This window comes from Roseateles sp. GW821-FHT02E12, from assembly GCF_059421665.1.
This window is the reverse complement of sequence record NZ_JBWKVK010000002.1, coordinates 1,496,917-1,519,623: the sequence shown is the minus strand read 5'-3', so window position 1 is coordinate 1,519,623 and position 22,707 is coordinate 1,496,917. Positions and strand designations below refer to the sequence as shown.

The following is a 22,707-nucleotide window of genomic DNA, read 5'->3' as shown; positions in this document are numbered from 1 at the left end:
ATCAGTAAGCTTGACCCAGCTGCTCCAGGATCGCGGGGTTCTCCAAGGTCGAGGTGTCCTGCGTCACCGATTCGCCCTTGGCGACAGAGCGCAGCAACCGCCGCATGATCTTGCCCGAGCGCGTCTTGGGCAGGTTGTCGCCGAAGCGGATGTCCTTGGGCTTGGCGATGGGGCCGATTTCCTTGGCGACGTGGTCGCGCAGCTGCTTGGCAATCGCCTTGGCCTCGTCGCCGCTCGGGCGCGGGCGCTTCAGCACGACGAAGGCGCAGATGGCCTCGCCGGTGGTGTCGTCAGGGCGGCCCACCACGGCGGCTTCCGCCACGAGCTCGGTGCAGCTCACCAGCGCCGACTCGATCTCCATCGTGCCCATGCGGTGGCCGGACACGTTCAGCACGTCGTCGATGCGGCCCGTGATGGTGAAGTAGCCCGTCTCCGCGTCGCGGATGGCACCGTCGCCGGCCAGGTAGTAGCCCTTGAGCTCCGGCGGGTAGTAGCTCTTCTTGAAGCGCTCCGGGTCACCGTAGATCGTGCGGATCATCGAAGGCCAAGGCTTCTTCACAACCAGGATGCCGCCCTGGCCGTTGGGCACGTCGTTGCCGGTCTCGTCGACGATGGCCGCCGTGATGCCCGGGAAGGGCAGCGTGCAGGAGCCCGGCACCAGCGTCGTCACGCCAGGCAGCGGTGTGATCATGTGGCCGCCGGTCTCGGTCTGCCAGAAGGTGTCGACGATGGGGCAGCGGCCACCGCCCACATGCTGGTGATACCACTCCCAGGCAGCCGGGTTGATGGGCTCGCCCACCGAGCCCAGCAGGCGCAGGCTGCTCAGGTCCGAACGCGCGGGGTGCACCGCGGGGTTGCTCTCTGCCGCCTTGATCAGCGAACGGATGGCCGTGGGCGCCGTGTAGAAGATCGTGACCTTGTGCTTCTCGATCATCTGCCAGAAGCGGCCGGCGTCCGGGTAGGTGGGCACGCCCTCGAAGACGATCTCGGTGCCGCCCAGGGCCAGCGGGCCATAGGTGATGTAGGTGTGGCCGGTGACCCAGCCGATGTCGGCCGTGCACCAGAAGACGTCGTTGTCCTTCAGGTCGAAGGTCCACTTCGTCGTCAGCGCCGCATGCAGCAGATAGCCGCCGGTGCTGTGCTGCACGCCCTTGGGCTTGCCGGTGGAACCCGAGGTGTAAAGCAGGAACAGCGGGTGCTCGGCCTCGACCCATTCGGGCGCGCAGGTCGTCGACTCGGCGGCCATCAGGTCGTGCAGCCACACGTCGCGACCGTCGACCCAGGCGATCTTGCCGCCCGTGCGCTTGTAGACGATGACGTCCTTCAGCGACGGGCACGAACCGCCGTCCAGGGCCTCGTCGACGATAGCCTTCAGCGGCAACGCCTTGCCGCCACGCGCCTGCTCGTCGGCGCAGATGATGGCCACGGCGCCGGCGTCCTGCACGCGGTCGCGCAGCGACTGGGCCGAGAAGCCGCCGAACACGACCGAATGCGTCGCGCCGATGCGGGCGCAGGCCTGCATGGCCACCACGCCTTCGACCGACATCGGCATGTAGATGACGACGCGGTCACCCTTCTTGATGCCGCGGCCCTTGAGCGCGTTGGCGAGCTGGCTGACCTTGGCCAGCAGCTCGGCATAGGTCACGCGGGTGACGGTGCCATCGTCGGCCTCGAAGATCAGCGCCGTCTTGGCGCCCTTGCCGGCTTCCACATGCCGGTCCAGGCAGTTGTAGGAGACGTTGAGCTTGCCGTCCTCGAACCACTTGAAGAACGGGGCGTCGCTGTCGTTGAGCGTCTTGGTGAACGGCGTCTGCCAGCTCAGCAGCTCGCGGGCCTGGCGGGCCCAGAAGCCCGCGTAATCTGCCTCGGCTTCAGCCACCAGCGCGGCGTAGCCGGCTTCGCCCTTCACATGAGCATTGGCGACCCATTCCGGGCTGGGGGCGTAGGTGTTGAGCGTACTCATCGGCGTGTCTCCTCGTTTTGGCTGCTTGGCGCGCACTGTGCGAGGAGTCACTGACGAAGCCCTTACTCTCGGCGGCCGCCCCGCGCCGTGAGCTTAGCGCGGCTGGGCGCCGCCCCGGCGCTTCAGCCGCATCAGCAGGCCCAGGCCCGCCAACAGCAGGCCCGCGCTCGCCGGCTCGGGTACCGCGGCGTTGATGAATTGCAGGTTGTCGATGATCAGCGCGTGGTCAACCGAGTTGACGTGAATCTTCAGTTCGTCAAAGACGATGCCGCCGAAGCCGTAGATGTTGACCGCGCTCGTCAGCGACGTGGCGGCAGTGGCGGTTTCTATCAGCGCACCATGGAAGTAGGCGTCGAACGCCGAGACGCCGCCGTTGGCCGTCACCAGCGCGAAGGCCGCGTCTGAGACAGGGTGGAGGAAATGGATCGTGAAGTCGGCCAGGAAGGCCTGACCCGACCTGAAGTTGCCCACGCGGTTGCCGCTGAAGTGCGCAAACGTCGGGTCCATGTCGGCGTTGGCAACGGCGGATTCGAACTTCAGGCCCATGTCCAGGAACTGGTCGGACACGCCTTCGTTGTGCGCCAGCGCAGCGGATTGGAAATCGACGGTCCGGTCCGGGGCGTTCAGCCCCATGTCGGCGTTGAAGAAATCGGCCCGGGCGGGGCCGCTCAGCAGCGCTAGCGCGGCGAGCAGAGCGGCCGACACAACGCGCAATTGCATTTGGATCATCAGGAACTCCCAGCAGGTTGAGGTGGCGGAACGATCTGCCCCGCCTTCTTCAGGACGGGCTGGGCTGCCGGATCCGGACAAGCCCCCCACGTTCATGGGCGAGGTCGCACCACCGTGCGCGGCGCCGCCACGAAGGGCTTGAAGCCCATGGCCTCGTAAAGCTCGGCCGGCGCGTAGGCCACACGGCCCTGGATGACGAGGCTGGCGCGGCGCAGCGCGGCGATGTCCTGGCTCGGGTCGCCGTCCACAAGCAGCAGGTCGGCCACGTAGCCACGCGCAATGCGGCCACGCTCGGCGCTGGCCCCCGCCACGCGCGCGCCGTTCCAGGTGGCAATGCGCAGCACCTCGGGCGCCGGGATACCCGCCTTCACGTACAGCGCCAGCTCACGGTGCAGGCCCAGGCCGGCCGTGCCATCCGTGCCGGCCACCAGCGGCACGCCGGCGCGGTGCAGGTCGCGTGTCAACGCCAGCAGCTTGGCGTAGGAGCGGCGATAGCCCGCGAGCTTGTCGCCGGCCAGGTCCATCGGCGCCACGCGCAGCTGGCGCCGCCACAGCACCGGCAGATGCTCCGCAACGTCGCCCAGCACCGGGTCCAGCTCGCCCTGGGCCTGGGTGAACATGGCCTCGAAGGTCATCAGCGTCGGGTCGACGACGACCTGGCGGTCGCGCAGCAGCCCGATAAAGCGGCGCACCTGCGGGCTGGCGAGGTCGACGGCCTGGGCATCGCTGCCGACGCGCTGGAAGCGCAGCAAGGTGCGGCTGTCGTCCCCCGGGCGGCTGACGAAGTTCAGCATCACCTGATTGATGTGTGTCAGCTCCTCGTAGCCGGCACGCACTGCCTGCTCGGCAAGCATGAAGGCCGGCACATGGCCGTTCACGTGCAGGCCCAGCCGCCTGGCCTTGGCGGTCAACGGCTTGACCCACTCGGGCTTGATGGAGTTGTAGAGCTTGATGCCGACAAAGCCATGGCAGGCATACCAGCTCACCGCATCCAGCGCGTCGTCCAGCGTCTCGGCGACGATGCCGTTGCGCGCCGAGTAGGGGCTCTTGCCCTCGATGAAGCCGGCTGCGTAGACGTTCGGCCCGATGACCTCGCCGCGCTCGATGCGGTCGCGCAGGCGCAGCAGCTCCCGGTTGTCGTTGCCGGGGTCACGGATGCTGGTCACGCCGCCAGCCAGATGGGCCAGGCCGTCCTCGCTCCACAGATGGGCATGCATGTCCCAAAGGCCCGGCAGCAGGCTCTGGCCGCGCCCGTCGATGACGCGCTCCGGCAGCACACGCAGCACACCGGGTTCGGTCACGGCGTCGATGCGGCCATGCGAGATCCACACATCGCTTGGGCCCCGCATGCGCGCGGCCGGCGCGTCGAACCAGCGCACGTTGCGGATCAGCGTGACGCCGTCCAGCGGCCGGGCCAAACGCTGGCGCAAGGCGGTCAGGCGCTGGTCGGCGGCCTGCTGCTGGCGTGCCAGCAGGATGGGCACCAGCGCCTCGGCGCCCTTCTCTGCCACGGCAAAGCCAGGCCAGGTGATGGCGAACAGCGCGTGGCCGGCTTCATCACGCACCCAGTAGTACCAGGGCTGGGCATCAGCGCCGGTGACAGCCACCAGGGCCAGCGGTCCGGTCGCGGCATCGGGCGTCAGGCGGGCCAGGACTTCGGCGCGGATCTTCAGCCCGCCCAGCGTGCCGGCGCTGCCTTCGGGCTGGGCCAGCAGCATGCTCACCAAGGCGCCGTAGTAGCCCGGAGAGGCCTCCAGCGGGATGAAGACGAAGTCCTCACCCGCCGGCACATCGCCGCTGTCAGCCCGCGAGCGCCAGCGCGCGTGAGCGTCGACGACATCGAAATCCTCGGCAATCTCCGCACCCATCGTGCTGAGGCCGCGACCTCGGTAGTCACGCGGCGCGCCGTTGGCGGCAAGGCGGAAGCTCTCCTTGATGTCCGGCCCGCGGCCGTTGTCGCGGTAGCTGTAGTCGGTCTCGATGCGGCCGTCGGCCTGCGTCTGGACATGCAGATGGCCTGCCACATGCGCCTGCGACAGCACCGTGTACTCGGCAGCCTGCGCGCCGCCCAGGGCCAGCCACAGCAGCAACCCGATCACACGCGGCGCCCTCATGACCGCGCCCCACGCTTGCCGCTGCGCAACGCGAGCATGAGAAGCCCGGCGGCCAGCAGCGCGGGCACCTGCGGTTCAGGCACGTTCGACGCGATGGCGCGCAACTCAACGGTCTGCGGCAAATAGAAGATCAACGAATGCAGGGAAGCCTCGGCGCGCTGCCCCGTCATGCAGGCCGTGCTCTGGCAATCGGTGTCGGCAGAGGGCAGCAGGTGATAGCTGCCAATCAGCGTCTGCGTCACGGACAGATCCCAGGTTCCGCTGCCCAGCGGGGCTGTAGCCCAGCCCTCATTGCCAGGCGAATCGACGAACAGCCAACTGTCGAGGCCGGCCGTCGTTGCAAGAGGTCTGGCTGAGGCATCTGCATGCTCACGCCCCCCAGCCAACACGTCCAGGCGATTCAGGCCCAGCGCCGTGCCCAGTTGGGCACCCGGCGGCGCCGTCAACTGACTGAGACTGCGCACGATGAGCTGGCGGGGATGGGGGGTGACGACCAGCTCCCAGTTGTCGTCCAGTTGCTGATGCCAAGGCTGGAATTCGAAATGGAGATCCAGGGTCCCCAGCCCGGCGTTGGGTCGCGACGGATCCCAAACCAGCAAGATCGTTCCGCCCCCATCGAAGACCCACTGGCCGTCCTCAAGATGAGCCACAGGCGGCGAGTCCTCCACCGCACTCAAGCGGCCTCCCGGGTCCTGGCTATGAAAGCTGACTCGAGTGCCCTCGAAGGTTGAGGACTGGGCCAAGCAAGCCGTCGCGGCGCCGTGGAGCGCGAGGGCGGCAAGCAGGGTTCGAACGACTCGAAGGTGATGGCGGGTCATGGCTCGCTCCGGCAGCGTGAGCGGCTTGCTCACCTGCTGTCAGACGCAGCCCTCCAGCGAATCCGGACAAGGCCGCTGGCCCGCACCCGGCGCGCTCACTGCTCCAGCAGTACCCCCAGCAGCAGCCGCGCCTTGTCCCAGTCGCGCCGCACCGTGCGGTCGGTGAGTTGCAGGGCCTCGGCGATCTCGAGGTCGTTGTAGCCGCCGAAGTAACGCATCTCCACCACCTTGGCCAGGCGTGGCTCGGCGGCGGCCAGGGCTTCCAAGGCCTCGTGCACCTTCAGCACCTCGTCCTCGCCGGCAGGGATGCTGTCGGAGATGTGCGTGTCCAGCGTCAGCCGGGCCAGGTCGCCGCCGCGGCGCTGGGCCTGTCGCTCGCGCACCGCGTCGATGATGACGGAGCGCATCACCTGCGAGGCATAGGCGAAGAAGGCGCGCCGGCTGTCCGGCCGCAGCCGGCCGCTGCCCAGGAAGCGCAGATAGCTCTCGTGCACCAGCACCGTCGTATCCAGCACGGTGTTGCGCCCGCCGTCGCGCAAGCGGGAGCGGGCCAGCTTGCGCAGTTCGTCGTAAGCGGCGGCGAACAGCCGGTCCTGGGCGCCGGCGGTACCGGCATTGACTTGTTCGATCAGGGTTTGGATGGCATCTTCTGGCACGCACGCATGCTGCCACCCGCGGCGGCCAGACACCATCATCCGAAAAGAGGACAGCACCGGTGCCCCCCCGGCTCAGTGTCGCCCCAGGGCGATGTCCAGCTGCCGTTGCGGCGCCTCGAACCACGGGCTTCGCTTCGAGTGCAGGGCAAACGCCAGCCGGGCGGCTTCGGCATACGCGACGGCCGCCTCGCGACGGCCCAGGGCCAGCGCGCACAAGCCGGCGACCGCGCGCATCCGCGCCAGCGGCAGGTCTCCCTTGCCCTGGGACGGCGTCAGGAACTGGATGCTCTCCTGCAGCAGTGCCAGGCCCTCCGCCTTCCGATGGCCGGCGCAGAAGATCTCGCCGCGCAAGGCCGGCTCGTTGTGGGGCGGGCGGTATTGCAGTTCCGGCTCCAGGCTCGGAGGCATGGCAGCAAGGGCGGCGTCGAGCTTGCCCTGCGCCAGCAGGAGCCATGCCCGCTCGATGGGCAGCCAACGGCTGTAGTGCCCGCCGGACACCGGGTCGGCCCATAGTCCTTCGAAGGCCGGCGCTCCGGCCAGTACCGCCTCGGCTTCGGCCAGCTCGCCGGCCATGAGGTGGTTGTGCGCAATGGCGATCCAGTCGCCCGGCTCGAACGTGCGCGAGTAGTTGCCCATGCGCCGCCGCAGTTCCGTCACGCGGCGCATCGCCGCGATGGCCTGTGCGTGCTCGCCCCGGGCTTCGTGGATCGCGAACTGCAGCGACTCCACGGTGAACTGCCGCGCCAGCGTCGGATGCGCCCCCAGGTAGGACGGCGCCGCCGCCGCCAGCAGACGCTGCGCCTCGTCGAACTCGTCCGCCATCGTCCTGCAATTGGCCAGCTTCAGGTCGACATCGGCGCGCAGCCCCGCCGGCACCACGGCGCTCAAGACCGACAACGCCGCCCGTGCCCGCTCCAGCGCCACCACACTGTCCTGCTGCGGCTCCTGGCCCATGTAGCAGCGCACATGGTGGAAGTTGGCCAGGGCCAGTTCGGCACGGATCGCATTGGGGCCGCCCAGCGAGCGCAGCGTCGCCACGGCATGCTCGTAGGCGGCCTTGCCTTCTTCAAGCTGGTTGATCTGCAACAACCGGCGTCCCAGGTCGAGCTGCATCTCGATCACCGAGGGCGCCGCGGGACCTTCCGCGATCTCCATCTGGCGCAGCCCGGCGCGCAGCAGCTCGAGGGCCTGACCCATGTCAGACGCGAACTCGCCCTTGAGCCACAGCGCCCAGGCCTGGCTGCCCGCCGGCTTCCGGCCTGGCGCCGCCGCCGGCTGGCGCTCCAGCGCGTCCAGGGCTTCACGCGCCCGGTCCTGCTGCCCGGCCTTGAAAGCAGCGCGCGCGATGACAACCTGCAGGTCAACCCGAGCCTTGTCGTCGGGCCCGAGCGAGCCCACTGCTTGCCGGGCCAATTGCTCGGCCTTGCCGTAGTCTTCCTGCCCCAGGGCGGCATGAGCGATCAGCAACCTGATCTTTGCCGCCTCTGCGGCCGTGGACGGGGCGCGCCCCCCCTGCTCCAGCAAGGCCAGCGCCCGCTGGGAAAAGTCACCGGCCTGCGCATAGGCGCCGATGTCCGCATAGACCTTGGCCACGGTCGAGTACAGCGTCGACTGGATGTCGGGTTGGTCCTGCAAGCGCTGTGCGATGAGGTGGGCGCCGTTCTCCAGTGCCGAAGGCGCCTGGCCGGGGCCCTGCGGCCGGATGCTGGCCTGGAAGAGATCGGAGACGTAGGCCGTCACCGCCTGCACGCGCTCGGCCTGGCGCGCCGCCCGTTGGCTCTCCAGGACCGCAACACTTCCCGCGGCAAGGACCGCGACAACGACCGCCGAGCCCGCGCCGAGCGGCAGCCAGTACCGCCTCACCAGCTTGCCCAGCCGGTATCCCAGTGAGTCCGGCCGCGCCGACACCGCCTCGCCGGCAAGGTGGCTCTCCACATCCTGTGCGAGCGCATCGGCCGTGGCATAGCGGTCCTCGGGTGCACGCCGCATGGCCTTGCTGAGAATGGCGTCAAGTTCGCCACGCAGACGCCGAGCATGTGCCGCGTTGTCCACCATGCTGCTGGCGCGCAGAGGGTCGCCCGACGAGTCAGCGGGGGCCCCCGGCAAACGGCCCGTCAACAACTCGAAAAGCAGCACGCCGAGGCTGTAAACATCCGACTGCACCGTCACGGCTTCGCCCGACATCTGCTCGGGCGAGGCGTACTGCGGCGTCATCGCCCGGCCGGCCAGCGTCACCGTGACGCCAGCCCCCGCATCGTCGACCAGCCTGGCAATGCCGAAGTCAAGCAGGTGGACTTCACCATCCTCGGACACCAGCACATTGCTCGGCTTCAGATCGCGGTGCACGACAAGGCGGCCATGTGCATAGGCCACAGCGCGCGCTACCTGGACGAAAAGACGCAAGCGGCCCGCAATGTCGAGCTGCCGCTCGTCGCAGTAGGCATCGATGGGCACCCCGTCCACGTACTCAAAGGCGAGATAGGGTCGGCCGAGGCTGTCCACCCCGGCGTCGTACAGCCTGGCAATGTGGGGATGCGCCAGGATGGCGCCAATATCGCGCTCGCGAGCCATGCGCTCCGCCAGGCGGCGGTCCCAGGCCAGGCACGGCAGCTTCAATGCGACCTGGCGCTTTAGCGATCCGTCGGCGCGTTCCGCCAGCCACACCGTGCCCATGCCACCGCGGCCCAGCTCACGGTCGAGGACATAGGGGCCGATGCGGCTGCCTGCGTATGCGAAGCCGGCGTCGGGCGCAGCCTCGAGCTGTGGCAGTACGAGGTCGTCGGTCTCGCGCCCCACTGCGGCCTGTCGTTCCAGCATCTGGCGCAGGGCAGGCTCCAGCCGCCGCTGATCGTCCGGCAACGCGGCAAACCACGCCTCACGACCGCCGGTGCCAAGAGCGGCAACGGCGTCGAACATCGAGCTCAACAACGGCAGGTCGACAGCGGTGAGGGGCATTTCAGCATCGGCGGGCATGAACACTTCATCAGACGCGATCCGGGGCGCCGCCCGGACATGATCGCCGCAGTTTGCGCACCCAACCTGATCCGCGGCCGGCATCAAGCCGTCATTCCGGGGTCCCTAGAATCCGCGCGTTCTTCGATGATCCCAAGACCCCATGACCACGCCGCTGCGCCCCCTGCCCCGCCTCATCTTCGCCAGTCGCTGGCTGCAGCTGCCCCTCTACCTCGGGCTGATCCTGGCCCAGGGCGTCTACGTCTACCAGTTCTGGACCGAGTTGGTGCACCTCATCGAGGCGGCCTTCGGCAACACGCATGCGCTGGAGATCCTGGTCAAGAGCATCGGCTACAAGGGCGACGGCGTGCCCACCGCGCTGAACGAGACCGTGCTGATGCTGGTCGTGCTCGGCCTGATCGACGTGGTCATGATCTCCAACCTGCTGATCATGGTCATCGTCGGCGGCTACGAGACCTTTGTGTCGCGCATGGACCTGGAAGGCCACCCCGACCAGCCCGAGTGGCTGAGCCACGTCAACGCCTCGGTGCTCAAGGTCAAGCTCGGCACGGCCATCATCGGCATCAGCTCCATCCACCTGCTGAAGACCTTCATCAACGCGGCGAACTACGAGGAGAAGGTGCTGATGTACCAGACCATCATCCACGTCGCCTTCCTGCTGTCGGCCATCGCCATCGCCTACACGGACCGGTTGCTCGCACCGGCCCACGCCGACAAGCACTGAGCGTCTATCGGCCCACCATCGCGCCCGGTACTACCCAGGCGTCGAACTGCTCGGCCGTCACATGGCCCAGGGCCAGCGCTGCTTCGCGCAGGCTGGTCCCTTCCTTGTGCGCCTTCTTGGCGATCTGCGCGGCCTTGTCGTAGCCGATGTGGGTGTTGAGCGCCGTCACCAGCATCAGTGAGCGCGCCACCAGCTCGCCGATGCGCGCCTCGTTGGGCGTGATGCCCACGGCGCAATGCTTGTCGAAGCTGGCCATGCCATCAGCCAGCAGGCGCACGCTCTGCAGGAAGTTGTGGATGACCATCGGGCGGAACACGTTCAGCTCGAAATTGCCCGACGCGCCGCCGATGTTGATGGCGACGTCGTTGCCCATGACCTGAGCCGCCAGCATCGTCACCGCCTCGCTCTGCGTCGGATTGACCTTGCCGGGCATGATGGATGAGCCCGGCTCGTTCTCCGGGATGCTGATCTCGCCGATGCCGCTGCGCGGGCCACTGGCCAGCCAGCGCACGTCGTTGGCGATCTTGGTCATGCTGGCAGCGAGCGTCTTCAGCGCGCCGTGGGCGTGCACGAGGGCGTCGCAGGACGCCATGGCTTCGAACTTGTTCGGCGCGGTCACGAAGGGATGGCCGGTCAGCCGCGCCAGTTCCGCCGCCACTGCTTCCGCGTAGCCCTTGGGCGCGTTCAGGCCGGTGCCTACTGCCGTACCGCCCAACGCCAGCTCGTAGAGATGTGGCAGCGCGGCCAGCACATGGCGCTCGCCGTGAGCCAGTTGCGCAACCCAGCCGGAGATCTCCTGCCCCAGCGTCAGCGGTGTCGCGTCCTGCAGGTGGGTGCGGCCGATCTTGACGATGTCGTCGAATGCCTCGGCCTTCTGCTGCAACGTCGTGCGCAACGCGCGCAGCGGCGGCAGCAGGCGCTCCTGCAGCGCCTGCACGGCCGCCACATGCATGGCGGTCGGGAAGACGTCGTTGCTGCTCTGGCTGCGGTTCACGTCGTCGTTGGGGTGCACCAGGCGGCCCTCGCCACGCTCGCCGCCCAGCAGCTCGCTCGCGCGGTTGGCCAGCACCTCGTTGACGTTCATGTTGGTCTGCGTGCCCGAGCCGGTCTGCCAGACCACCAGCGGGAACTCGTCCACGTGCAGGCCGCCGATGACCTCGTCGGCCGCGGCCACGATGGCCTCGGTCTTCTTCGCGTCCTGCAGACCCAAAGCCTGGTTCACAACGGCAGACGCACGCTTCACCCTGGCCAGTGCGCGGATCAACTCGGGCGCTTGGCGTTCGCCGGAGATGTCGAAGTTCTGCAGCGAGCGCTGCGTCTGCGCGCCCCACAGCTTGTCGGCCGGGACCTCGATGGGGCCGAATGTGTCGCGTTCGATGCGGGTGTTCATGGCAGGTTTCCAGGTCGACTACTCAAAGTCAGCATAGCCAGCATCGGGGTTTGCCATGACGTTGATGCCCACACGACTAACAAAGTAGGGGGGCACAGGACTTGTAAAAACGCAAACGCCGCGCTTACTGGTGTCGGGTGGATTTACACCTTCCTCAGAGAGTGTCATGGAATATTCAATAAGCCTTTGATTTTGTTTACAAAAGCAAGCATGGCACACCGTTTGCTTAACGAGCTTGGGTCTTAACTCTTACTTGTGGAGATTTAAATAATGCGCATGCCTAAAATTCTCGCGACCGCCTCGCTGCTGGTCCTGACCGCCACTTCGGCACTGGCCGCACCGGTTGTCTATAACGTGTCGCTGCCGAACATCTCTACGTTCGACAACGTGATCACGGGCACGGGCGCCACCGTCGCTACCGCCCAAGTCACCTCGGGCGTCAGCACGTACGGCTACACCGACCTGAACAACAATGCCGCCACGGTCACCGTGACGCGCACGAACGGTGGCGGTGCTGCCAGCCCCAGCGGCGGCTACAGCAGCGGCGGCCAGTCCCTGTCCGGCGCCGTGTGGGACATCAGCCCGGCCGCAGGCCTGGGCGGTGCAGCTGGCGGCAAGCCGGACATCAACGGCTTCACCAGCGGCCTGACCTTCACCTTCTCTTCGCCGGTTAACGCCTTCGGCTTTGAGATCGGTGACTGGGGCACCTGCTGCACGACCAACACCCGCTCGGCCGCTGTGCAAGCTGCCTACGGTGTGGCTGCTACCGGTTCCGGCCTGTGGATCGCCTTCGACGGCGGCGCAGCAACCCTGCCTGCCAACGCCCTGAGCGCCAACGACAACCCCGGCATTGCTGGCGGTGGCGGCAGCTTCACCAACTTCATCGGTGCCATCGACTCGTCGGGCACGTTCAGCAAGATCACCTTCTTCGGTGACGGCTTCGGTGAATTCCTGGTTGCTGGCGGCACGCTGCGCTTCGCTTCCGTGGCCCTCGGTTCGGTCGGCAACCTGCCGGAACCCGCCTCGCTGGCCCTGGTCGGTCTGGCCCTGGGTGGCCTGGCAGTCGCCCGTCGTCGCAAGAGCGCCTAATTCGGTTTCTGCGTTCGGCGTCAACACGCTGACGCAAAGCTGAGTAGCTGATAACAATCCCCGGCAACGCAAGTTGCCGGGGATTGTTCTTTTTGGGGCCAACATCTTTCCCATGCCTGGACGGCCCGCGCTGGAGTCTTCGGTACACCCAACGACCGATGAGCCTCGCCGAGCGCGATGCCGCGTGCTGGAAGCCTGCGGGATAATCCGCACAGCAACAAACCGACCCCCTGGACCCATGAGCACCACGATCAAGTACGCCGACCTGGTCGACAGCATCGCTAGCGCGCTGCAGTACATCAGCTACTACCACCCGGCCGACTACATCCAGCATCTCGCCCGCGCCTACGAGGCGGAAGCCTCGCCGGCGGCCAAGGACGCGATCGCGCAGATCCTCACCAACAGCCGCATGTGCGCTGAAGGGCGCCGCCCGATCTGCCAGGACACCGGCATCGTCAACGTCTTCCTGAAGATCGGCATGGACGTGCGCTGGGAAGGCTTCAGCGGCAGCATCGAGGACGCCATCAACCAGGGCGTGCGCCAGGGTTACCTGAACCCCGACAACAAGCTGCGCGCCAGTGTGTTGGACGACCCCATCTTTGCGCGCAAGAACACCAAGGACAACACGCCCGCCGTCGTGCAGATGGAGCTGGTGCCAGGCAACACGGTGGACGTCATCGTCGCGGCCAAGGGCGGCGGCTCGGAGAACAAGAGTAAGGTCTACATGCTCAACCCCAGTGACGACATCGTCGACTGGGTGCTCAAAACCGTGCCGACGATGGGCGCCGGCTGGTGTCCGCCCGGCATGCTGGGCATCGGCGTCGGCGGCACGGCCGAGAAGGCCGCACTGCTGGCCAAGCAGGCGCTGATGGAAGACATCGACATGTACGAGCTGCTGCGGCGCGGCCCGCAGAACAAGCTCGAAGAGATGCGCATCGAGCTGTACGAGAAGGTCAACGCACTGGGCATCGGCGCGCAGGGCCTGGGCGGCCTGACGACGGTGCTGGACGTGAAGATCAAGACCTTCCCGACCCACGCCGCCAGCAAGCCCATCGCGATGATCCCGAACTGCGCGGCCACGCGCCACGCGCACTTCGTGCTGGACGGCAGCGGCCCCAGCTACCTCGAGCCGCCCAGCCTGGACCTGTGGCCCGACGTGAAGTGGGCGCCCGACTACAACAAGAGCAAGCGCGTGGACCTGAACGCGCTGACGCCGGCCGAAGTCGCCACCTGGAAGGCCGGCGAGACGCTGCTGCTGAACGGAAAGATGCTGACTGGCCGCGACGCCGCGCACAAGCGCATCCAGGACATGCTGGCCAAGGGTGAGCCGCTGCCGGTGGACTTCACCAACCGCGCCATCTACTACGTCGGCCCCGTAGACCCGGTGCGCGACGAAGTCGTCGGCCCGGCCGGCCCCACCACCGCCACGCGCATGGACAAGTTCACCGACATGATGCTGGCCAAGACCGGCCTCATCGCCATGGTGGGCAAGGCCGAGCGCGGCCCGGCTGCCATCGAATCCATCAAGCAGCACAAGAGCGCCTACCTGATGGCGGTCGGCGGCTCGGCCTACCTCGTCAGCAAGGCCATCAAGGGCGCTAAGGTCGTCGGCTTCGAGGACCTTGGCATGGAAGCCATCTACGAGTTCGACGTGGTGGACATGCCCGTCACCGTGGCGGTGGACGCCAACGGCACCAGCGCCCATATCACCGGCCCTGCCGAGTGGAAGCAGCGCATCGCCTCGGGCAAGGCTGTCAGCATTCCGGTCGCTACGGCCTGAGGTCCTAGCGCTTGGGCGCCGAGCCACCGGGAGGTGGCGGCGGCGGCCGATCACCCATGTCCTTGGGCCGGCAGGCCAGCGGGCGCCCTTCCGGTGCCCAGCAGCTGCCCTTCACCGTGCGGCTCTCGTGCGTGAAGCTGCAGTCCGCGCCGGCCTTCGCCGTCTTGCAAGCTGCCAGCGCCTCGGGCGGCGGGCCGCGGTGTTCGCCACCGGGCGGCGGGCCGCCCTGGGGCTGGGCGATGGCGCTTGCGGCGGCGAGCATCAGGCTGCATAACAGGGCTGGTTTCATGTCCTTCTCCATGGGGATGAATGGGCAGCATCTTGCCGGCGGATCGTGAATGCAATGTATGCATCACCTCCACAATCCTTCACGATGATCAAGACCCGCCCCCTCCAGCCCACCGACCGCGCTGCCTGGCAACCCCTCTGGGACGGCTACAACGCCTTCTACGGCCGCGCCGGCGAGACCGCACTGCCGGCCGAGATCACCGATACGACCTGGGCCCGCTTCTTCGACGCCACCGAACCGGTCCATGCCTTCGTGGCCGTCGACGAGAGCGGCCGCTTGCTCGGCCTCACTCACTACCTCTATCACCGCAGCACAACGCGCATCGAGCTGACCTGCTATCTGCAGGACCTCTTCACCACGCCCGAGGCCCGCGGCCGCGGTGTCGGCCGTGCGCTGATCGAGGCCGTCGACGCGGCCGCCCGTGAGGCCGGCGTGAAGCGCGTCTACTGGCAGACCCACGCCACCAACGCTGCCGGCCGCGCGCTCTACGACAAGGTCGCGCAACACCTGGGCTTCATCGTCTACAGCCATGACGTCGCCTGAGGTCCCCGCGCCGGAGGGCGACTTCCAGGCCGTCGCGAGCTGCGCGACACCGACCGAGGCCCATCTGCTGAAGGGTGTGCTGGAGTCGGCCGGACTGGACCCGGTCACGACCGACGGCCATCTGCTGCAAGCCTACGACTGGCTGACGCCCGCAGTGGGCGGCGTGCGCGTGCTCGTGCCGGCAGCGCAGGTGGACGCGGCCAGGGAAGCGCTGGCGGCCTACCGCGCGGGCGACTACGAGCTGCCCGATGAGGACGCGACACCGCGCCCCGCCAAGGAAACGCTGGCCGCGCCCATCTTCAGCCCAGACATTGCCGCGCTGCTGAGCTTCTTCGTCGTGTCACCCGCATTCGGAGCCGGCGTGCAGTTGCTGAACGCCCGCGCGCTGCAGGGCCGCGCTGCCGGCGCGGGAGCCTGGGCGTGGTTCAGCCTGCTGGCCGCCGCCACGTTGACGACCATGGTGGCCGTCGCACGCTGGCCGCATGGGTCCCTCAATCCCGCCATGGTGGCGGTGGTCACGTCGCTGCTGACGGCGGCGTGGTACTTCATGGCTGGCCAGCCGCAGGGGCGCGCCGTGCTGCAGCGCTACGGCCCGGCCTACCCGCGCCGCAGCCTCGTGCCGCTGGCGCTGGGCGCAGTCATCGCGCAATTCGCGACGGGCTTCTTCATCGCCGCCTGGCTGCAGTAAGCCGCGGCTCTATGCTGGCCTCCTCTCGGAGGACTTTCACGTGCGCCTGTTCCGTTTCACATCCCTTGTGCTTCTGCTGTGCGCCCTGTCGCCGCTCGCTAAGGCGCAGACGCCGGCGCCCGCCTGCACGCTGACGCCGGTCGCCGGCGAGCTGCGAGAGCTGACGTCGGGCGGCCGCACGCGCACGTACCGACTCTTCGTACCGCCGGCCATCGCGGGCCGCAGCCAATTGCCGCTGGTCTTCAGCCTGCACGGCACAGGTGGCAACGCGACCGGCCACGCGAAGGAGAGCGGCTTCGAGGCGCTGGCAGCCCGCGAAGGTTTTGCGGTCGCCACGCTGCAGGCCGAGGACTCCCGCTGGAACGTGCCGATCATGAGCACCCGCGCGGACGACGTGCAGTACGTGTCCGACGTCATCGACAACATCGCCGCCCGCACCTGCATCGACCCAGCGCGCGTCTATGCCACCGGCTTCTCCGGCGGCGGGCGCATGTCGTCGCTGCTGGGCTGCCGCCTGAACCACCGCGTGGCGGCCATCGCGCCGGTGGGCGGGCTGCGATGGAGTGGCCCCTGCCCGGGCCGTGCAGTGCCGGTGCTCACCGTGCACGGTCTGGCCGACATGACCAACCCCTACGAAGGCCACGCCGACCGCGGTGGCGAGTGGGTCGAGAGCGTGCCGGAAGCCCTGGCCGGCTGGGCCTCGCACAACCGCTGCCAACCCAAGCTGATGCAGGACGCGCAGCCCGGACCGCTCCGCACCGTACGCTACGCAGGCTGCTCGAACGGCGCCGAAGTGCGGCTCCTGCGCGTCGACAGCATGGGCCATATCTGGCCCCGTACCGAGATCGATGCAACCGCGTCGATCTGGCAGTTCTTCAAGGCCCACTCGCTACAGTAGACCGCCCCCACGAGGACACCCGATGCCCAACATCCGCGCCTACGCCGCCCACACTGCCGCCGGCCCGCTGCAGCCCTTCGAGTTCGACCCCGGCCCGCTGGGCGAGGAGGACGTCGAGATCACCGTCGAGCACTGCGGCGTCTGCCACTCGGACCTCGCCATGATCGACAGCGAATGGTTCCCGGCCAGCTACCCCGTCGTGCCCGGCCACGAGGTCGTCGGCCGCATCACGGCCCTAGGCCCGCGCGCCAAGGGCCGGCAGATCGGCCAGCGTGTTGGCGTGGGCTGGCACACGGGCAGCTGCAGCCATTGCAACTTCTGCATCGGCGGCGAGCAGCACCTGTGCGGCAAGCGCCAGCCGACGCTGATCGGCCGCCACGGCGGCTTTGCTGACAGGCTGCGCTCGCACTGGAGCTGGGCCATCCCCCTGCCTGAAGCGCTGGACCCCGCCGCGGCCGGCCCGCTGATGTGCGGGGGCGGCACGGTCTTCCTGCCCTTCGTGCTGCACGCCATCAAGCCGACGGACCGCGTCGGCGTCGTCGGCATCGGCGGCCTGGGCCACCTCGCCGTCAAGTTCGCGCGCGCCTGGGGCTGCGAGGTGACGGCCTTCACGTCGTCGGCGTCCAAGCGCGAGGAGGCGCTGGCGCTCGGCGCGCACAAGACGCTGTCCAGCGTCGACAAGGCCGAGCTGAAGGCTGCGGCGGGCAGCCTGGACTTCCTGCTCATCACCGTGGGCGCCGCGCTGAACTGGGATGCACTGCTGGGCACGCTGGCCCCCAAAGGCCGCATGCATCTGGTGGGCGTGGTGACCGACGCGATGGCGCTGAAGAGCGGCGGCCTGCTGAGCTGGCAGAAGGGCCTGTCCGCCTCCCCCACTCCGCCGCCCTCCGTGCTGGCGACGATGCTGCAGTTCTCCGCCCGCCACCAGATCCTGCCGCAGGTGGAGCGCTTCCCGATGAGCCGCGTCAACGACGCGCTGGACCATCTGCGCTCGGGCAAAGCCCGTTACCGCGTCGTGCTGGACGCTGATTTCTAGTTCACGGCCGCTGCAAACAGCCCCACCGGCCGAGGCGCCGAGGACTAGCATCACCCTCGCCCGAGCATCAGCCGCTCGGCGAATGTGACGCATGGCCACTATGGAGCGAACGATGCGGCCCCGCGGCCTTGAGGCCGTGCGACTGTCTGCTCGCCCGTTGATGCTTCTGATGGCTGCGGGCGCGCTCGGCCTGGGCTTGCTGGTTTACCTGGCCGACCGGCCAGCCGGCAGCGCGATGCTGTTGCTGCCCGGCGCAGCACTGGGCCACGGCCCACTGTTCGGCGCCATCGGCTCATGGCTGCCAAGCTTCATCCACCCCTTCGCCTTCGGCCTGCTGAGTGCCGCTGCCTCGCGGCGACGGGCCGCCCCGGCTTACGGGGCCGTCGCGGCCTGGTGGGTGGTGGACCTGGCGTTCGAGCTGGGCCAGCTGCCGCAGCTCAGCGCGCCGCTTGCTCGGGCGCTGCAGTCCGCCTTCGGGCCGCACGAGCCGGCGCAAGCCCTCTCGCGCTACCTCGTCAATGGTCGCTTCGATGGGGCCGACGTCATGGCCCTGAGCGCCGGCGCCCTGGCTGCGGCCGGCGTGCTGAGCTGGCTGCATCGACGGGAGAGCAGGCATGAACACTGAAATCCAGGCCTGGCGAATCCTGGCGCAGTCGTGCGTCATCGCCCTCGGGCTGGCGGCCATCGTCGGCAGCGGCGGCGGTGGCGCGGTCGGCTTCCCGGACACATCCTGCCTCAACACACCGCAGGGCTGCGGCGGCACGCCCGCGCCTGCGCCGCAACCCACCGCCAACGTGACGCCCGAGCGGCCCATCGTCCAGGTCGGCACCGCGGTGAGCTTCGTCGTCAGCACTGACGCCAGGGCACCCACCTATCGCTGGTGCCGGCAACCCAAGGGCGCAACGACCTGTGCCGACATCGTCGGCGCCACCGGCGCGACCTACACGCTGGCCGCCGCCAACCTGGCCGACGACGGCGCCAGTTTCCAGGTCAGCGTGCACGGCAGCAATGGCGACGCCGTCGCGGGCAGCGTGATGGCCGTGTCTTCCATGCCACCCGTGGCGTACACGGACACCGAGTTCCTCGACAGCGACTGGGGCCTGGTCGCACTGGCCAACCCGCCGCTGCCCGGCTTCAAGTTCAGCGCCTCGCGCGCCAGCAGCAGCGGCAACCCGGGCGCCTTCCGCCTGCTGAGCGTCGACCTGCCGCTGGACGTGCGCACCGTGCATCTGCTCAGCATCCAGGCCACCACCACCTACACGCCCGCAACCCAGGGCGCCATCTACCTGATCGAGTTCAGCCTGGACTGCAACAACATCGCCCTCACCCTCGACCCGAGCTTCTCGAACTACTGGCTGCCCACGCTGGAACAGGGCGGGCGCCGTTTCCTGCCCGACAGGAATGCCGGTGCCACCTGCTTCTCGCCCGGTTGGAACACCCGTGGCTGGCTGGGCTTTGGCGCCGCAGCCTTCAAGCTGGCCGATGGTCCGGCCTGTGGCGCCGGTGAAACCTGCCCGGACTTCTCCAGCCAGGGCGCACCGATCCGCCTGGGCCTGGCCTACAACGTGGAACTGCGTTCACCGCTGCCTGCGGCCAGCGCCGCCAGCTCACCGCATTTCGAGCAGGGCCTGGACAACTGGAAGGCCGTGGTCTGGCGGCACTGAGGCCCGCGGGGCGTCACTCGGTGGCGACGGACTTCGGCTGACGCTGCACCTGCTGCGGGTAAGGAATGTCCACCCCCAAGCGCTTGAGCGTGTGCCAGATCGACAGGTTGACGTCCGAGCGCACGCCGCCACTGCCGTTCTCGGGATCGGCGATCCAGAAGTAGACGGTCAGCTCCAGGCCGCTGTCGGCAAAACGGCTCAGCTGCGCGGAGGGGCCCGGGTCGCTCAGCACGCGCGGCACCTCGGCAAGCGCCGCCACCAGCGCCTTCATGACGCTGTCGACATCGCAGTCGTAGTCCACCTGCACGACGGTGGACAACAGCACCCGCGGGTCGGCCAGCGAGGAGTTCTCGACGCGCTGCGTGATGAGGATCTCGTTGGGCACGATGGCTTCCTTGCCGCCCAGCGACCGGATCACCGTGTAGCGCGTCTTGATGTCCGTCACGCGGCCCTCGAAGCCATCGACCTTGACCATGTCGCCGATACGCAAGGATCGCTCCGCGAGGATGACGAAGCCGCTCACGTAGTTGGCCGCCAGCTTCTGCAGGCCAAAGCCGATGCCCACGCCCAGGGCGCCGCCCAGCACCCCCAGCGCCGTGAGGTCGATGCCGGCGGCCGACAACGCGAACAGCAGGCCGATGAAGAGCAGCAGCGCCCGGATCGTGTTGGCGGCGATCTTGCGCATGGACAAATCCATGGACTCGCGCTGCAGCAGCCTGGATTCGATGGCCGCCGAGATCCACAACGCCACCACCAACACCAGCGCCGCCGTGAAACCGCCCTCGATGAGGTTGCGCAGCGTCAGCTTGACGGCGCCGAACTTCCAGCCAATGTCGTCCAGCTCGTCGAGGATGACGGGCAGCAGCCCGGTGACCCAGAGCACCGCGCCTATCCAGACCAGCCAGGAGCCCATGCGCTCGACGAGGCGGATGGGCGCCGAGTTCGGCCACGCAGCCGCCAGCACCCGGGCGATGACGCGGATGACGGCCAGCGACACCAGCACCGGCAAGGCGAGCTTGAAGAGGGCCGGCGCCAGGCCCCACAGCGGCAGCAGCCGGCGCGCACCGAAGGCCAGCGCCAGGGCGAGCAGCGGGAAGAGTGCGCCGTCGACGACGCGGTCCCCGAACAGCACGCTGTTCTCGCGCTGCGTCACGGCGCGCGACAGCGCCCAGCTCAACAGGGCGGCGAGCGCCAGGCAGGCCAGCAGCAGCGCCCATTCGGCGAGGGCGTCGGCGCTGAAGACGCGGGCCAGCAGGGCCTGCAGTTCGGTCAGGCTCAGAGGTTGGTGCATTGAATTCATCTAGTCAGTTGGGGGCAGAGCTACTCGCTACGCTCGGGCGGTCTGCCCCGCAAAACTCTCAGATTAGTTGGGGACAGAGCTACTCGATTCGCTCGGGCGGTCTGTCCCGCAAAGTTCACAAGTCGGCCAGCACCCGCAGGTGCACGCCCACACTGCGCGACAGCGCTCGCAGGTCGTAGCCGCCCTCCAGCACCGACACGATACGGCCATGGGCATGGCGGTCGGCAACGGCCTTGATCTTGAGTGTCAGCCACTCGTAGTCGGCCTCGACCAAGCCGAGTTGGCCGAGCTCGTCGTCGCGGTGGGCGTCGAAGCCGGCCGAGATGAAGATCATCTGTGGCTTGAAGCGCTCCAGCGCCGGCAGCCACATCGCCTCGACGATCTCCCGCACCTCAGGCCCACGCGTGTAGGCCGGCAGCGGCACGTTGACCATGTTGGTGCCCTTGGGCACGGCCCCGCTGTACGGGTAGAGCGGGTGCTGGAACAGGCTGACCATCAGCACGCGGTCGTCGCCGGCAATGATGTCCTCGGTGCCGTTGCCGTGGTGCACGTCGAAGTCGACGATGGCCACGCGCTTCAGCCCCCGCACATCCAGCGCATGGCGGGCTGCGATGGCCACGTTGTTGAAGAAGCAAAAGCCCATGCTCTGGTCCCGCGTGGCATGGTGGCCAGGCGGGCGCACGGAGCAGAAGGCGTTGTCGGCACGGCCGTCGATGACGACATCGGTGGCCTGCACGGCCGCACCCGCGGCATGCAGTGCGGCAGACCAGGTGTGGGCGTTGGCCGAGGTGTCCGGGTCGACGGCGCAGCGTTCGCCCTTTTCGGCGCAATCGCGCAGCATCGCCCCGATCTCGGCGACGTAGCCGTGCGTGTGGGCCAGCTCCACGTCCTTCAGGTCAACGGGCTTGGCGTCGAAGTGCTCCAGAGCCTGGTCCAGCCCGGAGCCGATCAGCCAGTCGTCGATGGCGGCCAGCCGCTCGGGGCATTCAGGGTGGCCCTCGCCCATGTCGTGGCGGCGGCATTCAGGGGGATTGAAATAGGCGGTTGGCATGAACGAACGGCTGTCTCTTGCTATGGTCCAGCCTCATGACGCAAGCTCCATCACGAACGCTGGCAGCGCAACTGCTGGCACTGCAAAACCAGATTAGCACGGTCATCAAGGGCAAGCCGGCCCAGATCGCCGATTCCCTGGCCTGCCTGATCGCCGGCGGCCATCTGCTGATCGAGGACCTGCCCGGCGTCGGCAAGACCACGCTGGCCCATGCCTTGGCCATCTCCCTGGGCCTGAAGTTCTCGCGCCTCCAGTTCACCGCCGACCTGCTGCCCAGCGACCTGCTCGGCGTCAGCGTCTACGAGCGCGAGAAAAACGGCTTTGCCTTCCACCCCGGCCCGGTGTTCGCCCAGGTGCTGCTGGCCGACGAGATCAACCGCGCCGGCCCCAAGACGCAGAGCGCGTTGCTGGAGGCGATGGAGGAGCATCAGGTCAGCATCGAGGGCATCAGCCACCCACTGCCCGAGCCCTTCTTCGTCATCGCCACGCAGAACCCCAGCGAGCAGCTCGGCACCTTCCCGCTGCCCGAATCGCAGCTGGACCGCTTCCTGATGTGCATCTCGCTCGGCTACCCGGACGCCGCCGCCGAGCGCGAACTGCTGACCGGCCAGGACAGCCGCGAGCAGTTGCGCGTGCTGAAGGCCGTCATGACGACGGCTGAGTTGATCGAAGCCCAGGCCGCCGTGCGCCAGATCCACGCCGCGCCGCCGCTGCTGGACTACCTGCAGGCCTTGATCGCCGCGACGCGCTCGGGGCAGTGGTTCGTCGAAGGCCTGTCGCCGCGCGCCGGCCTGGCCGTGCTGCGCGCCTCACGGGCGCGGGCGCTGCTGCAGGGGCGGGACTACGTGTCGCCGGACGACATCCAGGCCATCCTGCCGCAGACCATTGCGCATCGGCTGCAACCGCGAGCGGGTGCGGGGCGGGGGGCGAGGGAGCAGGTGCGGGCGATGATCGAAGCGATTCCGCTGCCTTGAGTTCTTATCCAGGATTTAGGCTGCAGGC

20 protein-coding genes are annotated in these 22,707 nt (G+C 68.2%); 10 read left to right on the top strand and 10 right to left on the bottom strand.

From position 1 onward, the window contains the following. Position 1: 1 nt before the first annotated feature. The 6 genes from acs to AC07V5_RS17710 all read right to left on the bottom strand — a co-directional run bounded on the left by acs (position 2) and on the right by AC07V5_RS17710 (position 9,253). Complete coding sequence (gene acs, locus AC07V5_RS17735; RefSeq protein ID WP_495116997.1) at positions 2-1,963, bottom strand: acetate--CoA ligase; 1,962 nt, start codon at positions 1,961-1,963, stop codon at positions 2-4. 93 nt (positions 1,964-2,056) lie between these two features. Continuing rightward, a complete protein-coding gene (locus tag AC07V5_RS17730) occupies positions 2,057-2,692 on the bottom strand; it encodes a PEP-CTERM sorting domain-containing protein (RefSeq protein ID WP_495116996.1) in 636 nt (211 codons plus the stop codon). 92 nt (positions 2,693-2,784) lie between these two features. Next, positions 2,785-4,806 (bottom strand): amidohydrolase family protein, encoded by a 2,022-nt coding sequence (locus tag AC07V5_RS17725; protein WP_495116995.1) that lies wholly within the window; start codon positions 4,804-4,806, stop codon positions 2,785-2,787. Continuing rightward, the gene (locus tag AC07V5_RS17720) at positions 4,803-5,624 is read right to left on the bottom strand and encodes a hypothetical protein (protein ID WP_495116994.1); all 822 of its coding nucleotides are present in this window, start codon (positions 5,622-5,624) and stop codon (positions 4,803-4,805) included. Before AC07V5_RS17720 ends, AC07V5_RS17725 begins: the two co-directional genes overlap by 4 nt. 95 nt (positions 5,625-5,719) lie before the next feature. Further along, complete coding sequence (locus AC07V5_RS17715; protein WP_495116993.1) at positions 5,720-6,280, bottom strand: ECF-type sigma factor; 561 nt, start codon at positions 6,278-6,280, stop codon at positions 5,720-5,722. Between the two features lie 72 nt (positions 6,281-6,352). Beyond that, on the bottom strand, positions 6,353-9,253 hold the full coding sequence (locus AC07V5_RS17710; RefSeq protein WP_495116992.1) for a protein kinase domain-containing protein: 2,901 nt from the start codon (positions 9,251-9,253) through the stop codon (positions 6,353-6,355). Positions 9,254-9,395: 142 nt separating this feature from the next. Between AC07V5_RS17710 and AC07V5_RS17705 the strand changes: the two genes are divergently transcribed. Next, a complete protein-coding gene (locus tag AC07V5_RS17705) occupies positions 9,396-9,977 on the top strand; it encodes a TIGR00645 family protein (protein WP_495116991.1) in 582 nt (193 codons plus the stop codon). Between the two features lie 4 nt (positions 9,978-9,981). On the opposite strand, the gene fumC is transcribed toward AC07V5_RS17705, so the two are convergent. Continuing rightward, positions 9,982-11,367 (bottom strand): class II fumarate hydratase, encoded by a 1,386-nt coding sequence (gene fumC, locus AC07V5_RS17700; RefSeq protein ID WP_495116990.1) that lies wholly within the window; start codon positions 11,365-11,367, stop codon positions 9,982-9,984. Between the two features lie 276 nt (positions 11,368-11,643). Between fumC and AC07V5_RS17695 the strand changes: the two genes are divergently transcribed. Together AC07V5_RS17695 and AC07V5_RS17690 are read left to right on the top strand one after the other, a co-directional pair. Beyond that, the gene (locus AC07V5_RS17695) at positions 11,644-12,456 is read left to right on the top strand and encodes a PEP-CTERM sorting domain-containing protein (RefSeq protein ID WP_495116989.1); all 813 of its coding nucleotides are present in this window, start codon (positions 11,644-11,646) and stop codon (positions 12,454-12,456) included. Between the two features lie 238 nt (positions 12,457-12,694). Beyond that, positions 12,695-14,236: a fumarate hydratase gene (locus AC07V5_RS17690; protein ID WP_495116988.1), complete on the top strand. Its 1,542-nt coding sequence runs from the start codon at positions 12,695-12,697 to the stop codon at positions 14,234-14,236. A gap of 4 nt (positions 14,237-14,240) precedes the next feature. On the opposite strand, the gene AC07V5_RS17685 is transcribed toward AC07V5_RS17690, so the two are convergent. Beyond that, positions 14,241-14,525 (bottom strand): hypothetical protein, encoded by a 285-nt coding sequence (locus AC07V5_RS17685; RefSeq protein ID WP_495116987.1) that lies wholly within the window; start codon positions 14,523-14,525, stop codon positions 14,241-14,243. Between the two features lie 84 nt (positions 14,526-14,609). On the opposite strand from AC07V5_RS17685, the gene AC07V5_RS17680 reads away from it, so the two are divergent. The 6 genes from AC07V5_RS17680 to AC07V5_RS17655 all read left to right on the top strand — a co-directional run bounded on the left by AC07V5_RS17680 (position 14,610) and on the right by AC07V5_RS17655 (position 19,354). Further along, on the top strand, positions 14,610-15,068 hold the full coding sequence (locus AC07V5_RS17680) for a GNAT family N-acetyltransferase (RefSeq protein WP_495116986.1): 459 nt from the start codon (positions 14,610-14,612) through the stop codon (positions 15,066-15,068). Further along, complete coding sequence (locus tag AC07V5_RS17675) at positions 15,055-15,756, top strand: putative signal transducing protein (protein ID WP_495116985.1); 702 nt, start codon at positions 15,055-15,057, stop codon at positions 15,754-15,756. Before AC07V5_RS17680 ends, AC07V5_RS17675 begins: the two co-directional genes overlap by 14 nt. Before the next feature lie 40 nt (positions 15,757-15,796). Continuing rightward, the gene (locus tag AC07V5_RS17670) at positions 15,797-16,654 is read left to right on the top strand and encodes a CE1 family esterase (RefSeq protein ID WP_495116984.1); all 858 of its coding nucleotides are present in this window, start codon (positions 15,797-15,799) and stop codon (positions 16,652-16,654) included. Between the two features lie 22 nt (positions 16,655-16,676). Next, complete coding sequence (ahr, locus tag AC07V5_RS17665; RefSeq protein WP_495116983.1) at positions 16,677-17,690, top strand: NADPH-dependent aldehyde reductase Ahr; 1,014 nt, start codon at positions 16,677-16,679, stop codon at positions 17,688-17,690. A 160-nt stretch (positions 17,691-17,850) separates the two neighbouring features. Further along, entirely contained in the window at positions 17,851-18,315 is a 465-nt protein-coding gene (locus AC07V5_RS17660; protein ID WP_495116982.1) for a hypothetical protein, read from the top strand. Next, positions 18,305-19,354 carry a hypothetical protein gene (locus AC07V5_RS17655; protein ID WP_495116981.1) on the top strand — a complete coding sequence of 350 codons (1,050 nt, stop codon included), beginning with the start codon at positions 18,305-18,307 and terminating at the stop codon, positions 19,352-19,354. The genes AC07V5_RS17660 and AC07V5_RS17655 overlap by 11 nt, the downstream gene beginning before the upstream one ends. Positions 19,355-19,367: 13 nt before the next feature. Here the strand turns inward: AC07V5_RS17655 and AC07V5_RS17650 are convergent, their stop codons facing one another. Together AC07V5_RS17650 and AC07V5_RS17645 are read right to left on the bottom strand one after the other, a co-directional pair. Continuing rightward, entirely contained in the window at positions 19,368-20,645 is a 1,278-nt protein-coding gene (locus tag AC07V5_RS17650) for a mechanosensitive ion channel family protein (protein ID WP_495116980.1), read from the bottom strand. A gap of 124 nt (positions 20,646-20,769) precedes the next feature. Further along, complete coding sequence (locus tag AC07V5_RS17645; RefSeq protein WP_495116979.1) at positions 20,770-21,705, bottom strand: histone deacetylase family protein; 936 nt, start codon at positions 21,703-21,705, stop codon at positions 20,770-20,772. A gap of 35 nt (positions 21,706-21,740) precedes the next feature. Here AC07V5_RS17645 and AC07V5_RS17640 point away from each other — a divergent pair, with 35 nt between their 5' ends. Further along, on the top strand, positions 21,741-22,679 hold the full coding sequence (locus AC07V5_RS17640) for an AAA family ATPase (protein ID WP_495116978.1): 939 nt from the start codon (positions 21,741-21,743) through the stop codon (positions 22,677-22,679). The last annotated feature ends 28 nt before the right edge of the window (positions 22,680-22,707 follow it).

Bases quoted from the DNA above. Each gene is read 5' to 3' on its own strand.
- acs (WP_495116997.1), bottom strand. From the start codon at position 1,963: ATGAGTACGCTCAACACCTACGCCCCCAGCCCGGAATGGGTCGCCAAT.
- AC07V5_RS17730 (WP_495116996.1), bottom strand. From the start codon at position 2,692: ATGATCCAAATGCAATTGCGCGTTGTGTCGGCCGCTCTGCTCGCCGCG.
- AC07V5_RS17725 (WP_495116995.1), bottom strand. From the start codon at position 4,806: ATGAGGGCGCCGCGTGTGATCGGGTTGCTGCTGTGGCTGGCCCTGGGC.
- AC07V5_RS17720 (WP_495116994.1), bottom strand. From the start codon at position 5,624: ATGACCCGCCATCACCTTCGAGTCGTTCGAACCCTGCTTGCCGCCCTC.
- AC07V5_RS17710 (WP_495116992.1), bottom strand. From the start codon at position 9,253: ATGCCCGCCGATGCTGAAATGCCCCTCACCGCTGTCGACCTGCCGTTG.
- AC07V5_RS17705 (WP_495116991.1), top strand. From the start codon at position 9,396: ATGACCACGCCGCTGCGCCCCCTGCCCCGCCTCATCTTCGCCAGTCGC.
- fumC (WP_495116990.1), bottom strand. From the start codon at position 11,367: ATGAACACCCGCATCGAACGCGACACATTCGGCCCCATCGAGGTCCCG.
- AC07V5_RS17695 (WP_495116989.1), top strand. From the start codon at position 11,644: ATGCCTAAAATTCTCGCGACCGCCTCGCTGCTGGTCCTGACCGCCACT.
- AC07V5_RS17690 (WP_495116988.1), top strand. From the start codon at position 12,695: ATGAGCACCACGATCAAGTACGCCGACCTGGTCGACAGCATCGCTAGC.
- AC07V5_RS17685 (WP_495116987.1), bottom strand. From the start codon at position 14,525: ATGAAACCAGCCCTGTTATGCAGCCTGATGCTCGCCGCCGCAAGCGCC.
- AC07V5_RS17680 (WP_495116986.1), top strand. From the start codon at position 14,610: ATGATCAAGACCCGCCCCCTCCAGCCCACCGACCGCGCTGCCTGGCAA.
- AC07V5_RS17675 (WP_495116985.1), top strand. From the start codon at position 15,055: ATGACGTCGCCTGAGGTCCCCGCGCCGGAGGGCGACTTCCAGGCCGTC.
- ahr (WP_495116983.1), top strand. From the start codon at position 16,677: ATGCCCAACATCCGCGCCTACGCCGCCCACACTGCCGCCGGCCCGCTG.
- AC07V5_RS17660 (WP_495116982.1), top strand. From the start codon at position 17,851: ATGCTTCTGATGGCTGCGGGCGCGCTCGGCCTGGGCTTGCTGGTTTAC.
- AC07V5_RS17655 (WP_495116981.1), top strand. From the start codon at position 18,305: ATGAACACTGAAATCCAGGCCTGGCGAATCCTGGCGCAGTCGTGCGTC.
- AC07V5_RS17650 (WP_495116980.1), bottom strand. From the start codon at position 20,645: ATGCACCAACCTCTGAGCCTGACCGAACTGCAGGCCCTGCTGGCCCGC.
- AC07V5_RS17645 (WP_495116979.1), bottom strand. From the start codon at position 21,705: ATGCCAACCGCCTATTTCAATCCCCCTGAATGCCGCCGCCACGACATG.
- AC07V5_RS17640 (WP_495116978.1), top strand. From the start codon at position 21,741: ATGACGCAAGCTCCATCACGAACGCTGGCAGCGCAACTGCTGGCACTG.